A 17,820-nucleotide genomic window follows, 5' to 3' on the forward strand; every position below is an offset into this window, starting at 1 on the left:
ATCCGGTTGCGTGAACGTCTTCCCGTTCGCGGTGCTCCATTGTCGACGCCAGCTCAATGCAGCTAAGTCACTGGTTCGATGGTCCGCGAAGCGTGGAACTCGGCGAGCAAGTCATTGGCTTGGGATCGTATGGTTTCACAATAACCGTATTGTCGGGCGAAGCACTTACGGACGATCCGGACGAAGATGAAGACGAGGAGGCCGGCCTGATCGAAAGCTATACGCTGAAATTTGCTTACGGCCGCTAACGAACAATTGCGAATGCCGGGCTCGCGTCTTGGGAACGGCCACTTTTTCAATCTTTCGCGGAATTCTGAGCGGGTAGATTGGGGCGTTGCTGACCGGGAGGTCTGCGACGGCAAGACCCATTCCCAGACACCCAACCGCGTTCAGCGCTCCCCAAAACCAGACGTTCGTTAGCCGCGGCCACGCGTGAAGGCTGGCATTCGCATTGCTGCGAGCCGTTCCCTAGCTTCTCGTAACCGTATCTCTGCCCCTGCCAACAAAAGGGGCGCGTCACCACGGGCGGTGGCCGCATCGAACGCGAGCGCCCGGGAGCGTTCTTCCGCGATCCAATAAGCCCGCTCTTCTTCAATAACGACATCGTCCATAAGATTGCTCTCCCTTATTGAACGCAGTCAACTTTGTCCTGCACCTCGATGCAGGTCGCGCTATTGCGTCGCCACCGCTAACGCATGATCGCCTCTGGCAGTCGCATGTTCCCGATCAACCTCGATCGGAGAAGAGTCGGCCTGCAGCGCCCGGTTACCAAGATCGGGGCGAGCCTCCATCGTTATAATTGGTATCAATCTATAATCGCGACTAACAGTCTCCTTGTCAGCTTCCCGGCTATAAGACCCACACTCGGACGTTCACGCCCCTTCCTTCGCTTCCCGACTTCGGACGCTGGTTCATCTTCGCGATGTAACGAATTTGACGCTCCGCTTTCCGTGCTCGAATGACATGATGGGAGGTACGAGGACGTTCGCTGCCGACCCGAAATAATAAACTCGCAATCGTTTCCGAATGATCGCCACCTCGGCAAAGGGCGATGAGATACATAATCGTTGGTGACGAATCTAATGAGGCCGAGACGAACATTATAATTTCTTAGCTATTGACTTAAGCGCTACTCTTAAAAACTGACTGGACTCGCAAATGATCAGTTAATATGCGATCGAGCTATCGCAAAAAATAATTTTAGACGTTCGAGATTAAAGGCTGAAGACTTTGTAAAAAAAGGCCAGCCTTTCAGGCTGGCCCATAGGTTCTCGAGGGGAGGATACTTAAAACTTAGCGCGTATACCGCCCAGGAATTGGCGACCTGGGTAATAAACACTGTACGCAGCGTTGTCGTAGCCAAAGGTGGTACGTAGCGGCTCGTTGGTTATATTTAGAACGTCGAGGGTCAGACGCAGCCGGTTGTCAAAGAACGGCAGCTGATATCCAACCGACATATCGAACTGGCCACGCGCATCGGCGCGAAGCGGAACGGGAATGTTATTCTGCGGGCCGTTCGCGGCGATCGACTCATCGTTCCAGACATAGTTCAGGCTGAGCGAAACCCCATGCCCCTCGTAAAAGCCCTGCAGATTGTAGCTCCACGGCGCGATACCCGACGCGACCAGTCCCGTATCCGACTTCTGCGTGATCCGCGTACCGTTCGCGGAGAAGCCGAGCCCACGTACGAGGAAGTCTAGCGGCTGAACCCATGTCGCTTCGACGCCTTGAATCTTGAGCTGGTTCAAATTGACCGGCTGCGTCACGACGATCTGTGCGACATCGGGACCACCACGACCGTTAATCGCCTGCTGTTGCGTCGTGGTCAGTGTGCTGAAAGCAAGGTTCAGCGCGGTGAACGGCACCGTCGACTGGATGTTGGCTGTGAAACCATCGATGTTCTTGCGGAAGTACGAGAGACCAACATAACCGATGCCCCCGGTGTAGTATTCGCCGCCGAGATCTATGTTCTCTGACGTGTACGGTTTCAGGTTGGGATTGCCCGCAGTCGCGACCTGTGCGCCCTGATCAGAGAAGGTAAGTCCCGGCAACAGCGAACCTGCGTCGGCGCGCGTCATGCTGATTGATGTAGCGAAGCGCAGCTTCACGCGATTCATGACGTCATAGGTAAGGTTAAGCGACGGCAAGACCTTCTCGTAAGACGAGTCCTGAATCACATCGACGAGTCCTGCCGCTACCTGGACCGGCCCTGCAACGCGCTGATCGGTATGGACGTAGCGAACGCCTGCATTAGCGCGCAGTTCGCGACCGAAGATTTCGCTGACGCCGTTGCCTTCCATGTAGAAGCCGAACGTCTTTTCGAGGATGTCACCGGTCGTGCCGCCAGTCACCGAACCTCGCGCTTCGGGCGCGTTGTCGAGGAACGACTGGTAATTCGTCGCAGCCTGCAGCTCCTTAAGCTTCGTCGAGATGATGCTGCTATACCCGACGTTGCCCTTCGACAGCTTGCCGATGTCCGTGACGTTCAGGCGCTGCAGGTACTGCGACAACTGCGCGTTGGTGACGCTGCCGGTGGTACCGTCGCACGTCGCGCCGCATACCGACGTCTGGTAGGCAGTCGAGTTGTCATAGGCGCGGACGTTGCGCAGCGCGCTGTCGTAGGCGCCACCGAACTTCAGGTTCATGTTCGCGTCGCCCAGCGTGAAGTCGACATGCGCACCCTTGGTCTCGGTCTCCCGGCGTACGCTCTGGACATTCTGCCGATACCACTTCCAGCCGAGGTTGGGATCACCCAAGTCGACGTTCGACGTGATGATCGGCTGCGGATTTTTGCTGTCGGTGTTGTCGTAGAAGGCGTTGATGCCGGTCTCGCGCGGAGTCTGGATCAGGAAGCTAGGCTGCTCACGGTAGAAAGTGCTCTTGCCGTAATTGACCTGGGCTTCGACCTTGAACGTATCGCTCGGTGCCCATGTCAGGCTCGGGTTCAAATTGTAAAACTCAGTAGTTTGCCGGAAGATGCTCTCCTCGAGAAAGAAGGAGGAGTTCGCGAACGTACCGCTTGTGACCACGTTGTTCGCGTCGACGGTCAATCCGATCGGGACCATGCCGCCCGTTGACGTCGGATCGCTGCCGGGACCCGAATTGCGGACATACCAGTTCATGTTCGACTTGACGAAATCGCGCTTCGACTTGGCGTAGATGCCGTCGAACGCGAAGCTGAGCGTATCGGTCGGACGAAATTCCAGGGCAAGCAGTGCCGAATAACGCGAGCGTGTACCCTGCGTCACGTTGTTGCGACCCAGCCGCGGGATGAGCGCGCTGCGGATCTGCGTATCGGTAAGACCCGACGTCGCCGCCAAGTTCACGGGGGCGCCCGGCGTCAGACCAAACCCGGTGTTGCGCGGGACGACCGGTGCATAGGCAAAGCCGTTGCCGCCGACGTCGCCGACGCCCGGCCGGCCGGTAGGTACGTTGCCATCGGTATAGCCGACTGTCTCGAAACCATCGACGCGGGTCTTCTGGTTGACCCCCTGGAGGCCGATCAGAATACCGAACTTGTCCCAGGTCTTGCTCGCCACGATCGCGCCGCGTGGACCGAAGCGATTGTTGGTATCGTTATACTGGCCCTGGCCGACGACCGTTAGATGCGTGCCCGGATTGTCGAATGGTCGCGCATTGCGAAGATTGACCGTACCGGCAATCCCGCCTTCGAGCGTGGAGGCAACCGGCGACTTCAGAACATCGAGGCGCGTAAACAGCTCGGACGGGAAGAAATCGAGATCCACCTCGCGATTGCCGCCGCCGGTGCCGTTCGTGCCGCCGTCAGAAGCGATTGCGATCTGGGTATTATTGAGCAGGACCTTGGAGAAGCTCGGACCGAGCCCGCGGATCGCGACTTGTACGCCCTCCCCGGTGATGTCTCGGTTCAGGCGTACACCTGGAATGCGGTTCAGCGTTTCGGCGAGATTGGTCGCCGGCAGCTTGCCAATATCCTCCGCGAAGATCGAGTCCCCGAACGCTACGGCGTTGCGCTTGGCATTAGTCGCGCTCTGAAGACTACCTCGGATTCCGGTAACGACGATCTCGTCGGTACCACCGAGCCCGTTGTCGGGGGCGGTCGTGCTCTGGCCACTGGCATCAGCGGGGGCCGGTTCGGCTTGGGTCGTCGTACCGGTAATGCCCTGCTGCTCGGGCGCGACCGGCGCCGTCGTGCTCGGCGCAGCAACCTGCGCGGCAGCAGGCGCCATGACAGCCATGACGTTAACTGCAACTGCGGCAAGTAGCGCCACACGAACATTACCACGGCGTACAATAAAATTCATTCTCGTTCCTCTCCTCACGACTTCCCCGCTTCGTTGTCGGGGTAAGTCAAACAGCTGCGCCTGATAGCGCTATCACCTCCCAAGTCATAATTGGCCTTACCAGCCCTGTCAACTGGACGACCTATCGATACCTATAGAGTTTTATACGCTGGATCTGCCATTCGCCGGCCGGCAGGCTGATGTGGCGCCCCTGGTGGGTCTGATCACCATTGAGCAGCCGCCCCGGGACCCAATGACCTGAGGCGTCGAACCGTCCTTCGAAAGCGCTGTCGATGCCCGCGAGCGCTGGACCGTCGCCGATCGGTTTAAAGGTTACCGTGATGCCCTGACCCGCCACCAAAAACTCCTCGGGACCGATCTGGATAATCAACCCGCCATAGCTTGCGGTATCTGGCGTTGCTACCGGCCGCTGAATGTCAGCGTAGGCGATCGTGAAGCGATAGCCGCCGATGTCTCGAACCTGAGGTTCGTATACGACCGTCTCATCGTACAACACGCGCGGCTTGAACCCTGCCATTCGGTTCGATCCCTGCGCCGCGAGTATCTGCGGAGAAAGTTGATCGATCACATCATAGGCCTTGGCCAGAGCGCTGGGAGCGTCGTCAACTGAATCGATAGAGAAAGGTCCGAAACCGATCGCGTCATGCTCGCCATACGCATAGAAGGCGTTGGCGGGGACCGCGGCATTGTCCGCGTTGTTCGCCTCCGGAATGAAGAGCGGATTGTCAGGACGCTTATAGCGACCCACCAAGTCGACATAGTTCGGGAAGTAGATGTCTGGCGCCAGAAAATCGATCGTGGGTGCGCCGGCCTTCCAGACGTCGATAAGGTGGGGCAACGGACCGCCGCTCGGATATTCGCCCGGTGCGCGACCGGGGCGATTGAGCGCGACGTTGACGTACATCGGCATCGGATACGCTGCCTTGCCTGCCGCGGTCAGCTGATCCGCAAAACGTGCATAATGCCAAGCAGTGAACACCTCCGCCGCAGCGTCGCCTGCGCCAAAGAGGTCCTCCCATGAGCCCTGCGTCTTTGCGCCGCGCTCGACCCACATCGCCTGCATCTCGGGAACGAGACCGGCCTTGTGCTGCACCAGATACTGGACCAGTTCGGTCGGCACAGGCTGACGGAATGCTGCTTCGGCGAGAGGGCCGTAGTCGCGCGCGACCGGTAGCATGCCGATCTCGTTCTCCACCTGCATCATCACGACGGTGTTCTGCGTACCGTCGATCGCCTTCAGATGCTCCATCAGTGCAGCGTAAGCGCGCTGGTCGGCCTTCAGCGTCGCGGGTGCAAACGCCGAGAGAATGTCGACGCCTTGCCCGTTCGGACCCTGCGCACGTGGAAACCGCGCCTGGTCGCGCTTCACCCAGGACGGGACGTAGGTCGACATCGAGTTCTTCCATGCGCCGAACCACAGAATGACTAGCTTCAGGTCGGCCGCGCGCGCGTCACGCACCATGGCATCGACTGAACTCCAGTCAAATTGACCCTCCCGCTGCTCGATGAGCTCCCATGCTACGGGCGCCAGCACCGTATTAAGATGCATTGTGCGCAGTTTCTTCCAGTGCGGCGCCATGTACGTGGCGCTGGACGCTGCTGAATTGCTGAGCTCGCCGCCGATGATCAGCATCGGCTTGCCACCCACGATCAGCTGGGTCGCGCTACCTTGTTTACGTAGTGAGGGGGCATCGGCAAACGCAGGCGTTGACGCGGTAAGAGCAGCAAGTGTAAGCAAAGCCGAGTGACGTTTCATAATTTAACTCCAATAATATTTCTATTGTCTTTTGATAATTATCAAATTGGATTTTAAGATGAGTAAATTCTGTACATACGACTACCGAATCAATCCGATTATCACACTACGGACTTAACCTGTGTTGTGAGCGGCCATTATTCTGTACTTTTTAAAGAAGATAAGCTAAATTAAGCATTGGGTCATGGGGCGTTTCCGGCGCTTACCCACATCCATGCAGGCGCCCCAGATTTTGACGAGCATCAGGCAATCGGCTCGACCGTCGCCACTGCTCAACAGCGCCTAAGCATCGCACCCCAGTCCTGGCATTTGGGGCGAAGGCCACCGACCACTCCTATTACCGGCGGCCGTATTATTGACGACGCTGCCCTTCTGATAGCGATAACATGTCCGACAAATCGATCGATTGTCAACCAACAGCGAAGGTCTGTCGGTTCAAGCCTACGCCGTCCAAAGACGGCAACGTCCAGATAACTTCGGTAGTCAGATGCACAGCAAAAGCATACCTACTGAAGACGATTAGAAGCTAATTTAGCGGGAAAGGTCGAACTGTCTTAAGATTTGCCAGGCTTTTTGAGAGGAAAATCACCTGTTAATGGTAATTTATGATTCAGCCATTAGCAAAAAGGTCAGTAAAGTATTTAATCAAACCGTTCGACGCGGTCCTAAAGGTAACGTTCGCGCTGCATATTGATACGCGCACGTGCTTGATTGATGGCGAGGTTTTCCATGTCGCTTAAAATAGCGTCTATGATAATCGTATAATAGCTTGTCATTTCTAGACGTGCTTGATTACCATTTCGTGAGCTCAAAGACTCAATAATTATATCGTGATTTTCGAAGCTTTTCTGGGCTCCCAAGGAACGCATTTTGCTAGTTAATACACCAGTCTGTGAAATAAACGGCCGAACGTTCCAAAGCGTAACGATAGCGATGGAAACAGCTACATTGCCGCTGGCTTCCGCGATATTCAGATGAAAATGCCGCTCAGCATGCTCGAAGCCGCTAATGTCATCTCTTGCATGGCATGCGCGCATCTCTTCTACAATATCGGTCAGGTTTTGCAATTGTTCGGATGTTATCCCAGCCGCGGCTAAAGCGCATGCTTCGGATTCCATCGCGCGTCGTGCCTGAAGGAGTTCGAACAAATCAACGTCTGTCTCGTATGTCATACCAAGGCGCGAGCGCTTAGAAATGACGTAGACTCCGGAGCCGGGACGAACTGACACAACTCCTTCGATTTCTAACGCAATTATCGTCTCACGGATCGTCGGACGTGACACATCGTAAAATATTGCAAGTTCGCGTTCGGGTGGTAACCGTGCACCAATTTCAAATTCGCCACTTGCGATCCGCTCTTTGAGCATCGCGGATACACGGGCGTAGCTCCGGAGGATTGGGCGCTCAGATTTCATTCCTACAGCTACCGTTTCAGTCGAATGGCGGCAAGCGGACGAACGAGGATGCAACCTACACGCCCTGGATCACGTGCAAATCCGACTGCAGTCCGAGGCGCGAGATGCTCGATTATGATGATGGTGTCCTTTTGCCGTGATCGCGGGTTACCCTTATAGAGCGAACACGCCGTGCCCTCCGGCTTCTGGCCAGACCCAATTCCAGACGTCCAAACCGCCGTACCCGCTTCCAAAAAGCAGCCGTCCGTTCATCCCGCTTCGAAGCGCCTTTCGGCGGCTTTCGCGCGTTCGATGTTAGGCTTTCAATCGGGAAGCAGGATTTACCCCCTTCGGCAGGATCGACACATGGCAGAACCCTTCTTCATAGCGGTACCCGACGACCGGCTCGCCGCCATCCGCGCCAAGGTCGAAGCGTTCGACTGGAGCCTTATGCCGGACGCGGGAAGCTGGCAGTCGGGCGTCGGCCTCGCCGATCTCAAGCGTCTCGTCGACTATTGGCTGGCGGACTACGACTGGCGCGCGCAGGAGCGGCGGCTCAATATGCTGCCGCAGTTTACGGCCGACGTGCAGGGGCAGAGCCTCCACTTCATTCATGCGCGCGGCGATGGCTCACGTCCTCCGCTGCTTCTGCTACACGGCTGGCCGGGGTCGTTCCTCGAATTCGAGGCGCTGATCGCGCCGCTCGTCGCCGATGGTCACGACGTCGTTGTTCCCTCGCTCCCCGGCTACGCGTTTTCGGACCGCCCCGTGTCTCCGATCGGACCGAAACAGACCGCAGAACTCATGCACGGCCTGATGGTCGAGCTGTTCGGCACGCGACGCTATCTCGTGCAGGGCGGCGACTGGGGTGCCGCCATCGGTGGCTGGATGGCGCACGCGCATCCCGATGCGATCGCCGGACTCCATCTGAACATGGTGCTGCTCCAGGCCAACGACGCGGTGCCGAAAAAGCCCGACGAGGTCGCCTGGGCTGCGAAACGCGCCAAGCTCGCCAAGGAAGAAACTGGCTATTCGCAGGAACAGGGCACGCGCCCGCAGACGCTCGGCGTGGCGATGTCGGACAGCCCGGTCGGCGTCGCGGCGTGGATCTTGGAGAAGTTCGGCGCATGGGCCGACGTGCCGCGCGATGCGCACAACCGCCCCGACCTGTGGCAGGCGTTCGACGAGGACCTGCTCCTTACCAACATCATGCTGTATCTGGTCGAGGGATCGTTCGTGACGTCGACCTGGATGTACCGTGGCCGCGTGCTGGAGGGTTCGGGCTCTTTTCCTGCGGGAACGCGAATTACCGTACCGACCGGTGTCGCGGTATTCCCCGACCCGGTCTTCCCGCCGCCACCGCGCTCGCAGGCGGAGAAGACCTATGACATCGTTCAGTGGACCGAGATGCCCGCGGGCGGCCACTTCGCCGCGCTCGAGCAACCCGAATTGCTGCTCGCCGACATGCGCCGTTTCTTCGCGTCCAGATCGGTTTCCGACGACGCCCCGAAACGCTCGATCGCACTTCGCTCGGCTGGGATCATCGCTGCAACACTGGCAGCAGCCGCGGTCTACACTCGCGCGACGACCAAGTGGATCGAGCAGGACGTGCCCGCCGACGGCCGTTTCATCGACGTCGCAGGTGCACGGATCCACTATGTCGATCGCGGTGCGGGACCGCCGATCGTCCTGATCCACGGGCTGGGCGCGCAGCTCCGCAACTTCTCCTACGGCGTCGCCGATGCGCTGGCCGACGAGTATCGCGTTATTCTCGTCGACCGGCCCGGCTCGGGCTATTCGGTGCCGACCGGCGAACAGCCCGGTGTCCTTGGCCAGTCGGCGATCATTGCAAGCCTCATCGACACGCTCGCGCTCGATCGTCCGCCGCTGCTCGTCGGTCATTCGCTGGGCGGTGCGGTAGCCCTCGGCGTGGCCACGCACCATCCCGGTTCGGTCGCCGGCCTCGCGTTGCTGGCGCCGATGACGCAGCCGCCTGGATCGATGCCCGCCTCAGTGGCAAACGCGATCGAAGGCAGCCCGCGCTCACGCTCGATATTCGCCAATCTGATCGGTACGCCGATCAGCCGTGCGGCGTATGGCCTGCGCTGGGGCAAGATCTTCGCGCCCGATCCAGTCCCGGCCGACTTCGCCACGCGCGGCGGCGGTGGGCTCGGCGATCGCCCGGTTTCGGTGAACGCCGCGCTGGTCGAACTGGCCAGCGCAGACGTCGACCTGGCCGCGATCGTCAGCCGTTATGCCGAGCTGACGATCCCGGTTGCGTTGCTCTACGGTCGTGACGATCAGGTGATAGCCCCTTCGATCGACGGCGACCGGGCAGTAGCCGCAATTCCAGGCGCGACGCTGGAGATAACCGACGGAGGCCATATGCTCCCGGTCGCGCATCCGCAGGCCAGCGCCGCGTTCGTCCGCCGACGCGCCGAGCACGTCTTGCAGTAGCGCCAAGGGGGCCAGGGGGCTCGGCGCCTGCTGACCCCCTCGGAGAGATAACGACGCGTGCCTGTCTTACGCGTCAGTGTCCGGCGACCTGCCCACCGTCGACGTGGAGTATCTCGCCGGTCACGAACGTGGCATCCTCGAGGTACAGCACCGCGCCGACCACGTCCGCGACCGTGCCCATCCGACCGAGCGGGTGAAACGCTCCGAGCCCGGCGCGCGTCTCGGGAGGATGCATCGGCGTTTCGGTGATGCCGGGCGACACCGCGTTGGCGCGGACCCCCCGGGCGGCATATTCGATCGCCAGGCTGCGCGTTGCCGCAGCGAGCCCACCCTTCGTTAGCGAGGCCAGCACCGACGGGAATTCGACATTGGCGTGCTCCGCCAACGTCGTGACGATCTGCAGGATATGGCCACTGCCCTGCTCGACCATCAGCGGCAGCGCCGCCTGCGTCATGTGGAAGAAGCCATCGAGATTGGTCTGCGTGATCTGGCGGTACTGCTCCGCCGTATAGTCGGTGAAACGCTCACCGATGAAAACGCCAGCGTTGTTGACGAGCGTGTCGACACGCCCGAACCGGTCGCGCGCGGCCATCACGGCGCGCCTCGCGGTTTCAGGATCGGCGACGTCGCCCGCAACGGTGATCCAATCGTCAGCCTGCGAAGGTGCGATCGATCGCGACACGCCAACGACGCGCCAGCCGCGCGCGCGATACGCGTCTGCAATCCCCTCACCCAAGCCTTGCGAGGCGCCGGTGACGATAGCGACCTTGGGCGCGTCAGACATCTACCGCGCCGATCTGCGCGCGAAAGGTAACGGGGGTCGTCATTGCCGAATGGACTCCAAAAGAGAACGAGAGCGCATTGGTGCGCTCTCGCGATGTCAGGACAGCGGAGGTTGGCCGTTGGACGCGGTCAGTCCGCCGTCGACCGGCAGGTTGACGCCCGTCACGAAGCGCGCGTCGTCGCTCGCCAGGAACGCGATCGCACCGGCGATGTCGGCGGGCTCGGCACCACGCCCGATCGGGATTCGCTCCTCGAACTTGGCGATCAGGTCGGGCTGTTCCTTCATTCCCGCGGTCAGCGCGGTATAGGTCAGCGACGGGTTGACCGCGTTGACGCGAACGCCATTCCTGGCCTCGTCCATCGCCAGCGCGCGCGTGAAGTTGCTGACCGCACCCTTGGCCGCGCAGTAGAAGCTGTGGTTCCAGTCGCCGCCGAGCCCCGACACCGACGACACGTTGATGATGCAGCCCTTCGACGCACGCAGATGTGCGATCGCCGCGCGGCTCATATGGACGACGCCGTACAGGTCCGTCTCGATCACCTTGGTGAATTCCGAAAAGTCGCCCTCGTCGAGCTTGCCCAGATGGTCGACGCCGGCGTCGTTGACGAGCACGTCGATCCGACCGAAGCGGTCGATTGCCGCCTCGACCAGCGCCTCGCACGCGGCACGGTCGGTGACGTCGGTTTCCCGCGTCTCGACGGTGCCGCCCAGCTCGGCTGCCAACTTGCCGAGCGCGCCCGTGTCGATGTCGCCCAGCACCAGCGTCGCGCCTTCCTCGGCAAAGCGGCGCGCGGCCCCCTCACCGATGCCCGAGGCGGCACCGGTGATTACGACGACCTTGTCGGCAAAGCGCGCCATCATGCGTTCTCCGCCTGCGCCTCGTGCCTGCCCTCGCAGAACTCCTCGACGAGCTTTGCACAGAACGCGGGCAAGTCATCCGGGGTGCGGCTGGTGACGAGGCCCTGGTCGACGACGACCTCCTGATCGACCCAGGTCCCGCCCGCGTTGCGGATGTCGGTGGCGAGCGTCGGGTACGACGTGAGCGTACGACCGCGTACCTGATCGGCCTCGATCAACGTCCACGGCGCGTGGCAGATCGCAGCGACCGGCTTTCCGGCGGCGAAGAAATCGCGGACGAACGCCACGATCTTGTCCGACGACCGCAGCGTATCCGCGCCGACGCACCCGCCCGGGATTACCAGGCCATGGAAGTCGGACGCCGATACGTCGTCGATCGCCTTGTCGATGGCGAACGTCTTGCCGGGATCGAGGTCGTTGTTGAACGTCTCCGCGTCGCCGGTTTTGAGGCTGATGACGGTCACTGCGCCGCCCGCCTGCTCGACCGCCGCCTTGGGCTGCGCGAACTCGGGTTCCTCGGTGCCACGGGGTGCGATCAGGATCGCGATTTTCTTGCCTTGGAGCTTCATGGGTATCCTTTCGAAATTTGATTAAGCGTGAGCGGTATTAGGCCGGAATATCGGTGATAGCCGCGGTGTTCGCGGCGGTGATGCCGGTCTCGCGGTGGCGGAAATCGCTGAGCGCGCGGTACACCTGCATGCGTGCGCGCATCACGCCGCCGAGCGGGCGGTGCGCTTCGAGCGCGTGCGCCGGCCGGAACGTCATCACCTCGTCGAAATAGCGGACGCGGTCCGGCCCATAGGCGGCCTGCCGCGGCAGACGGATCGTTGCGATCGTGCGGTATTCGCTGACCCGCGTCGGCCAGTCGACCGACGTATCCTCGATCGGCTGCGTCTCGGCATCGGCCCAGAGTTGCGCGCGCAGTTCGAAGACCGCGTCATTGCCGTCGAAATACGCGATCGCGGCGTGACGGAAGCCATCCTCATCCTGGTGCGGGTCGAGCCGCCAATCGTCGAGCGCACGCTGCTCAGGCGAGACCGGAAACACGCCGAGTTTCGCGACATGATCGCCGTAGCGGATGGGGCACTGGCTGAAGTAGGTCTCGACGAGCGGGTGGCTGAACGGATGGCCGTAAAAGTCCAGCGTTGGGCTTGGTTCTGCACCGACGGCGTTCAGGACCGTATTGATGTTGCGCGCGATCGATGCGGCCGCGCTTTTGACGCCTTCGGGCATCGGCACGGTCATGCCGATCTTCTTCGCCTGGGCGAGAAACCCGGCGGCGGTGCCGGCCGGAAACGTCGTGCCGCTCGCCAGGACGAAGTCCTGCGTCGGCGCGTCGTGACCGGGCAGCTTGGCGCCTTCGACACCAAAGACCTTGATCGCCATGCCACGGTGCGTCGAGACGCGGTCTCCAAGCTTCTCCCCAGGCCCTTGCGCAAAGCGGACCGCGACGTCGAACGTCCCCGGGTTCGCGAACAGCCCCTGCGCCAGTTCCGGCGGCAGATCGTCAGCGACGACCATCGTTCCGATGACGCAGGCCGTGCTCTTGGCATGACTGGCGCGCACCGCATGGCCGTCGCGCTTTTCGACCGTCTCGCTCTCCTGCGTCATCCCCTTGATGATGCCGTCGATACTCTCCTGCTCGCCGGGCTCAGGCGTCTCGATGTCGTCGCGATAGGGTAGATAGGGCATGGGAAGCTCCTGTTAGATCAGGATGTTAACACTCGAATGCCCCGCGACGTTTCGGTACGGTTCCGTGCAGACCCGGTCAGTCGAGCGCAGGCAGCGACCGCGGCTCGTGCATCGGGCAGCCGTTCAACTGGCTGCGCAAATCCTGGATGACCGGGTAGACCGCACGGCGCGCGCGCATGACCGACCCGAGCGGCCGATGTGCCTCGACGCCGTGCCAGGGGCGGAACGCGGTCTGTTCGTTGAGCACGGTAACGCGCTCCTCGGACCAGCTCTTCTGCGGCTTCACCGTGATGGTCGCGACCGGGATGTAGGGATTGCCCTGCTCGGGCCACGGCGTCGCGGCGTCCTCGATCGGGTTCTCCTCGAGGTCGCGGCAGAGTTGCGCGCGCAGCGTCCATGCACCACCCTCGTTCGCGAAGATCGCCATCAGTTCTTCGCGGATCGAGTCGGGGCTCTTGCTCTCGTCGAGCTTCTGATCGGTCAGTGCACGAAAGTTGGGCGATTCCGGCACGATGTCGAACTTGGCGATATAGTCGCCAAAGCGGAGCGGCGCCTGCGAGCCATAGCGGTCGCCGATCGGGTTGGTGTCCGGATAGCCGCCAAAGCCCTTGAGCAACGCGCTCTCGCCGCCGACGGCTTCCAACGCCTGCTCGATCGGGCGCAACACCTTCGACAGCGCCGCCTTCGCCCATTCCGCGCGGTTGGTCGTCGCGGCGAGCAGCTTGGTGTTGCGCAGGAACCCGACCGGCGTCGGGTTCGAGAAGGCGACCCCGGAGGCCATCAGAAAGTCCTGCGTCACCTCATCCTCGGCGCCCGGCAGCCGCTCGCCGTCGACACCGATCACCTTGATCGAGAAGCCGCGCGGCAGGGAGACGCTGTCGCGGATCGGGTCGCCCGGGATCGCAGACATGCGGATGATGACCGGGTAGCGACGCCCGCGCTCGAAAATGCCCTGCGCCTGCTCGTCCGCAAGGTCGTCGTGGACCACCATCTCGCCTTCGAGCAAGGCATGACTCTTGGCGTGAACGCCGCGCTGCGCATGGCCGAGGTCCTCGTGCGTCTTCTCGACGATGTAGCTGAACGTCTTGTTGAGACCGTCGATCGTCTCCTGCTCGTCGGGACCGATCGTCTCGACGTCGGGGCTGTAGCGGATCGGGTTCTTCAACATGGGAAATCCCTTTGGTTTAGCGCAGTAACGCGCGGTTCGCGCTTTGGGGGCGTCGGTATTCCGGAATGGCCAGGCGTTGGCCGCTGCCTTCGCGCCGGCCGCGGTCGCCACGCCGAAGACGAGGTGGACCATCGTGTGCGTACCAATCGTCGCCGCATCGGCCTGCCATTCGGGCTTCTTCAGCCCCAGCAGCGGCCCGGTGATCCAGTGCATCGCGGCGTAGAACGCCAGGCCGAACATGATTCCCGACGGCACTATGCCTGCATCTTCGTCGACGATCGCCGCATAGACCGCGCCGGCTGCCGCAGACAGCAGGAGGTGGCTACCCTGCACGATGGCCTGCTCGGCCGCATCCGGCAGGTCGCTCGACGGTAAGGAGCGAACGCCGAGTTGCCGCGCGCCGGCCCGTTCGAGATCGGTGAGCTCGGACGCGATGCCGCTCTTCTTCTCGCCCGCCATCATCATCGCGGTGATGCCGAGGCCTGCCACCAACCCACCGGCGATCGCGCCGGCCATCCGCTTGCCGTTCATGCGCGCTCTCCCTCTTCCTTTGGATCGTCGGGCAAGCCCTCCTCGCGGCCGGGGACCGACATGTCGTAGGCGTTGAGCAACAGCGACACGAGGCAATAGCCGCCTACCAGATAGACCAGCTCCGCGGTCCGATCCTCGCCGAACGCGCGCACCGCACGGTTGTAGGTCGAAGCCGGCAATTGTCGTCCACCCGCCAGCGTCGCGGCGACGTCGTAGGCGGCGGCCTCCTCTTCGGTCAGGTCGGCGGGACGCTGGCCAGCGGCGATCGTCGCGACCTTCTCGGCCGACAGACCCGCCGCCTCGCCGACCCGCTCGTGGGCGTAGAGTTCGTAGCGCGAGTTGAAGACCGCGCCGGTCGCCAGGATCGCGACCTCGTGCGCCGCCTTCGGCAACGTGGCGTTGTCGATCAGCGCCTTGGTATACGTCCAGGCAGCGCGACCGAACGCGGGAAAGCGCAACATCGGCGCGAACGGCCCGACCAGCGCCCCATCCGCCCGGTGCGAGACGAAGCCCTTCAGATGCTCGGTGATGTAGGCGTCCATCTCGTCGTGAAGCGGACGCAGAGCCGCGGGCATGTCCGCGGGCGGGTAAGGTGGGGTACGCATCGCTTGCTCCGTTGTCAGGCCGCGCCGGCCGGATGCCGGTCACGCATTGATCGACGGGGCGGCACCGGCCACCCCGTCGAACCGATCAGCGGCGGGGCGCCCCTGCGAACGCTGCCTTCAGGCGCGCGACCGCCAGTTCGTTGGCGTCCTTGGCACCGCGAACGACCTTCGCCATGCGGAAGAACTCATGCGTGACGCCTGGATACGTCTTCTGCTCAACCTTCACGCCCGCGGTGCGCATCGCCGCGGCCAGCGTCTCGCCGTCCGAGCGCAGCGGATCGATCTGCGCATTGATGATCGTCGTCGGCGGCAGGCCGCGCAGATTGGCGGCGACCAGGTTCAGCCGCGGATCCTGCGCATCGGCGGCGCTGGTCTGGTAGTAATAGCCGAACCACTTCAGCATCGCGGCATTCAACGGCTTGGCATTCGCCGAATCCTTACGCGACGGCAGCGTCATGCTGCTGTTGGCGATCGGATAGACCGAGACGAGGTAGCGCGGCACGGTCAGGCGATTGTCACGTGCGTAGATCGCGGTCGCGACTGCAAGGTTGCCGCCCGCGCTTTCACCGGCAACTGCGATCTTCGCAGGGTCGCCGCCCCAGCTCGCCGCATTCTGCAACGTCCAGCGATAGGCCGCCGCGGCGTCGTCATGCTGCGCGGGGAACTTGAACTCGGGAGCGTGGCGATACTCGACCGACACGACGATCGCGTTCAGCGCCTTGGCCATCGCGCGTGGTGCCGAATCATACGTGTTCACGTCAGCAATCACCCAGCCGCCGCCATGATAATAAACGACGACCGGCATCGGCTTGCCATTCGCGGGCGCTGCCGCGGGCTTGTAGATCCGCGCGAATTGCTGGGCGTCCGAGCCATACGGCACGTCCTGCGTCGTTGCCGAAGCGTCGGGCGCGGTTGACATGCCCTGCTGGACCATCGCCGCCTTGGCGCCATCGGCGGCCGAAGGCTGCATCCGCGCCTGCGCCGGGGTCAGCGTCTCGATCGGCTTGCCGCCGAGACCCGCGAGCGCGTCGAGCACCTTTTGCATGTCTGGTGCCGCCTTGGGGGGCTGCGTCGCGCTTGCCGGCGGGGCGGCGGGTGGCGGTGCGCTCGGCGAGCGGGCCGATTGCGCGAGCACGCCGGCCGATGCCGTCAGTAGCGCCGCCGCGAAAAGGCTGCGCACGACGGGGCGCTTCGAGATGGAAACCATGTGATCCTCCTGTTTGATCGCTCATGAACAAAGCAGGATGGCCGACGTTGCTGTACGGAACCGTGCAAAGTCCGCCAATTAGAGGGAAAGACGGATATGTCGATGATCGTATCTTTCGCGCGCGGAGCGGCCGTCGCCACGCCCCGTCGCGATGACGCCCCGCTCGGCAATCGACTGCTGACCAGTCTCTCGCCGGAGGATTTCGGTCTGCTGGCGCCACACCTCGAGCTGGTATCGTTCGCGGTCGGTGACTGCATCACCCGAGCCGGCGATCCGATCGACAGCGTGTGCTTTCTCGAACAGGGCATTGCCGGCGTACTCGACTCGCTCGATGACGATCGTCGCTACGCCGTCGGGCTGGTCGGCGCGGAGGGCTTCATCGGCTGGCCTCTGGTGATGGGCGACGATCGCTCGCCCTACGATGTCACCATGCGCGCCGAGCGCGGCCAGGCGCTGCGCATGCCCGCTGAGGCGTTGCTGGCAGCGGTGGACCAAAGCCCTACGCTGCGCCTGACACTGCTCCGCTTCGCCCACGTGTTCATGGTGCAGATGGGCCGGACCGTCGTGTCATCGCTGGCGCATTCGATCGAACGCCGCATGGCCCGGTGGATCCTACTCTACCACGACCGTGTCCAGGCCGACGAGATCTGCATGACGCATGAGGAGTTCCGGCTGATGCTCGGTGTTCGCCGTAGCAGCGTTACCGACGCACTCCACCGGCTGGAGGAGGAGCATGCCATCCGAGCCGTCCGGGCCAAGGTTCTGGTCCATGATCGGACAAAGCTTATGGCCCTGGCGGGCGATACATACGGCCAACCAGAACAGGACTATGTCCGTCTCCTACAGATGGACCGAAGACGCTAAGGAATTGCGCCAAGTGACCCAGAACCGGATGTTCACGCCCTTTCCCTCGCTTCCCAACTTCAGACGCTGGTTCATCTTTGCGAATGACCGATTTTAACACCCGGTTATCCGCTCGCGAATGTCGTAATGGGATAGGAAAGCAAACCGGCTGCTGTTCGAGTCAGAATAGGCACAATAGCCGATGATCGGTCGTGTGGAGCGGATGGCGATTTAGCGCCGTC

The 17,820-nt window shown here is 61.9% G+C and carries 13 protein-coding genes; 3 read left to right on the top strand and 10 right to left on the bottom strand.

The features are described 5' to 3' along the window. Positions 1 to 92 precede the first annotated feature (92 nt). Positions 93 to 248, top strand: coding sequence for a hypothetical protein (locus AC1MH0_RS20400; RefSeq protein WP_480965993.1), 156 nt, complete (start codon positions 93 to 95; stop codon positions 246 to 248). A 1,038-nt stretch (positions 249 to 1,286) separates the two neighbouring features. On the opposite strand, the gene AC1MH0_RS20405 is transcribed toward AC1MH0_RS20400, so the two are convergent. From AC1MH0_RS20405 to AC1MH0_RS20415, 3 genes are all read right to left on the bottom strand, one after another. Further along, on the bottom strand, positions 1,287 to 4,217 hold the full coding sequence (locus AC1MH0_RS20405; RefSeq protein ID WP_480965994.1) for a TonB-dependent receptor: 2,931 nt from the start codon (positions 4,215 to 4,217) through the stop codon (positions 1,287 to 1,289). A 187-nt stretch (positions 4,218 to 4,404) separates the two neighbouring features. Beyond that, complete coding sequence (locus AC1MH0_RS20410) at positions 4,405 to 6,039, bottom strand: GH35 family beta-galactosidase (RefSeq protein WP_480965995.1); 1,635 nt, start codon at positions 6,037 to 6,039, stop codon at positions 4,405 to 4,407. A 665-nt stretch (positions 6,040 to 6,704) separates the two neighbouring features. Further along, positions 6,705 to 7,454, bottom strand: a complete 750-nt coding sequence (locus AC1MH0_RS20415) for a FadR/GntR family transcriptional regulator (RefSeq protein WP_480965996.1) — start codon at positions 7,452 to 7,454, stop codon at positions 6,705 to 6,707. Between the two features lie 345 nt (positions 7,455 to 7,799). On the opposite strand from AC1MH0_RS20415, the gene AC1MH0_RS20420 reads away from it, so the two are divergent. Next, positions 7,800 to 9,890, top strand: a complete 2,091-nt coding sequence (locus AC1MH0_RS20420; RefSeq protein ID WP_480965997.1) for an epoxide hydrolase family protein — start codon at positions 7,800 to 7,802, stop codon at positions 9,888 to 9,890. Between the two features lie 73 nt (positions 9,891 to 9,963). Here the strand turns inward: AC1MH0_RS20420 and AC1MH0_RS20425 are convergent, their stop codons facing one another. The 7 genes from AC1MH0_RS20425 to AC1MH0_RS20455 all read right to left on the bottom strand — a co-directional run bounded on the left by AC1MH0_RS20425 (position 9,964) and on the right by AC1MH0_RS20455 (position 16,735). After that, positions 9,964 to 10,674 carry an SDR family NAD(P)-dependent oxidoreductase gene (locus AC1MH0_RS20425; RefSeq protein WP_480965998.1) on the bottom strand — a complete coding sequence of 237 codons (711 nt, stop codon included), beginning with the start codon at positions 10,672 to 10,674 and terminating at the stop codon, positions 9,964 to 9,966. 96 nt (positions 10,675 to 10,770) lie between these two features. Beyond that, positions 10,771 to 11,532, bottom strand: a complete 762-nt coding sequence (gene budC / locus AC1MH0_RS20430) for a meso-2,3-butanediol dehydrogenase (RefSeq protein ID WP_277971284.1) — start codon at positions 11,530 to 11,532, stop codon at positions 10,771 to 10,773. Beyond that, positions 11,532 to 12,101: a type 1 glutamine amidotransferase domain-containing protein gene (locus AC1MH0_RS20435; RefSeq protein WP_277971281.1), complete on the bottom strand. Its 570-nt coding sequence runs from the start codon at positions 12,099 to 12,101 to the stop codon at positions 11,532 to 11,534. Before AC1MH0_RS20435 ends, budC begins: the two co-directional genes overlap by 1 nt. A 37-nt stretch (positions 12,102 to 12,138) precedes the next feature. After that, positions 12,139 to 13,224 (bottom strand): catalase family protein, encoded by a 1,086-nt coding sequence (locus AC1MH0_RS20440; RefSeq protein ID WP_480965999.1) that lies wholly within the window; start codon positions 13,222 to 13,224, stop codon positions 12,139 to 12,141. A 76-nt stretch (positions 13,225 to 13,300) separates the two neighbouring features. Further along, on the bottom strand, positions 13,301 to 14,923 hold the full coding sequence (locus AC1MH0_RS20445; RefSeq protein ID WP_480966000.1) for a catalase family protein: 1,623 nt from the start codon (positions 14,921 to 14,923) through the stop codon (positions 13,301 to 13,303). Further along, on the bottom strand, positions 14,920 to 15,528 hold the full coding sequence (locus tag AC1MH0_RS20450) for a carboxymuconolactone decarboxylase family protein (RefSeq protein WP_480966001.1): 609 nt from the start codon (positions 15,526 to 15,528) through the stop codon (positions 14,920 to 14,922). The genes AC1MH0_RS20445 and AC1MH0_RS20450 overlap by 4 nt, the downstream gene beginning before the upstream one ends. 85 nt (positions 15,529 to 15,613) lie before the next feature. Next, entirely contained in the window at positions 15,614 to 16,735 is a 1,122-nt protein-coding gene (locus AC1MH0_RS20455) for an alpha/beta hydrolase (RefSeq protein WP_480966002.1), read from the bottom strand. 102 nt (positions 16,736 to 16,837) lie between these two features. Between AC1MH0_RS20455 and AC1MH0_RS20460 the strand changes: the two genes are divergently transcribed. Beyond that, on the top strand, positions 16,838 to 17,599 hold the full coding sequence (locus AC1MH0_RS20460; RefSeq protein WP_480966003.1) for a Crp/Fnr family transcriptional regulator: 762 nt from the start codon (positions 16,838 to 16,840) through the stop codon (positions 17,597 to 17,599). Positions 17,600 to 17,820 lie beyond the last annotated feature (221 nt).

The sequence above is a fragment of the Sphingomonas sp. AP28 genome (assembly GCF_056680455.1).

Coding starts and splice junctions, on each gene's coding strand:
- AC1MH0_RS20440 (WP_480965999.1), bottom strand. CDS start 13,224: ATGCCCTATCTACCCTATCGCGACGACATCGAGACGCCTGAGCCCGGC.
- AC1MH0_RS20415 (WP_480965996.1), bottom strand. CDS start 7,454: ATGAAATCTGAGCGCCCAATCCTCCGGAGCTACGCCCGTGTATCCGCG.
- AC1MH0_RS20445 (WP_480966000.1), bottom strand. CDS start 14,923: ATGAACGGCAAGCGGATGGCCGGCGCGATCGCCGGTGGGTTGGTGGCA.
- AC1MH0_RS20405 (WP_480965994.1), bottom strand. CDS start 4,217: ATGGCTGTCATGGCGCCTGCTGCCGCGCAGGTTGCTGCGCCGAGCACG.
- AC1MH0_RS20410 (WP_480965995.1), bottom strand. CDS start 6,039: ATGAAACGTCACTCGGCTTTGCTTACACTTGCTGCTCTTACCGCGTCA.
- AC1MH0_RS20425 (WP_480965998.1), bottom strand. CDS start 10,674: ATGTCTGACGCGCCCAAGGTCGCTATCGTCACCGGCGCCTCGCAAGGC.
- AC1MH0_RS20455 (WP_480966002.1), bottom strand. CDS start 16,735: ATGGTTTCCATCTCGAAGCGCCCCGTCGTGCGCAGCCTTTTCGCGGCG.
- AC1MH0_RS20450 (WP_480966001.1), bottom strand. CDS start 15,528: ATGCGTACCCCACCTTACCCGCCCGCGGACATGCCCGCGGCTCTGCGT.
- AC1MH0_RS20435 (WP_277971281.1), bottom strand. CDS start 12,101: ATGAAGCTCCAAGGCAAGAAAATCGCGATCCTGATCGCACCCCGTGGC.
- AC1MH0_RS20420 (WP_480965997.1), top strand. CDS start 7,800: ATGGCAGAACCCTTCTTCATAGCGGTACCCGACGACCGGCTCGCCGCC.
- budC (WP_277971284.1), bottom strand. CDS start 11,532: ATGGCGCGCTTTGCCGACAAGGTCGTCGTAATCACCGGTGCCGCCTCG.
- AC1MH0_RS20460 (WP_480966003.1), top strand. CDS start 16,838: ATGATCGTATCTTTCGCGCGCGGAGCGGCCGTCGCCACGCCCCGTCGC.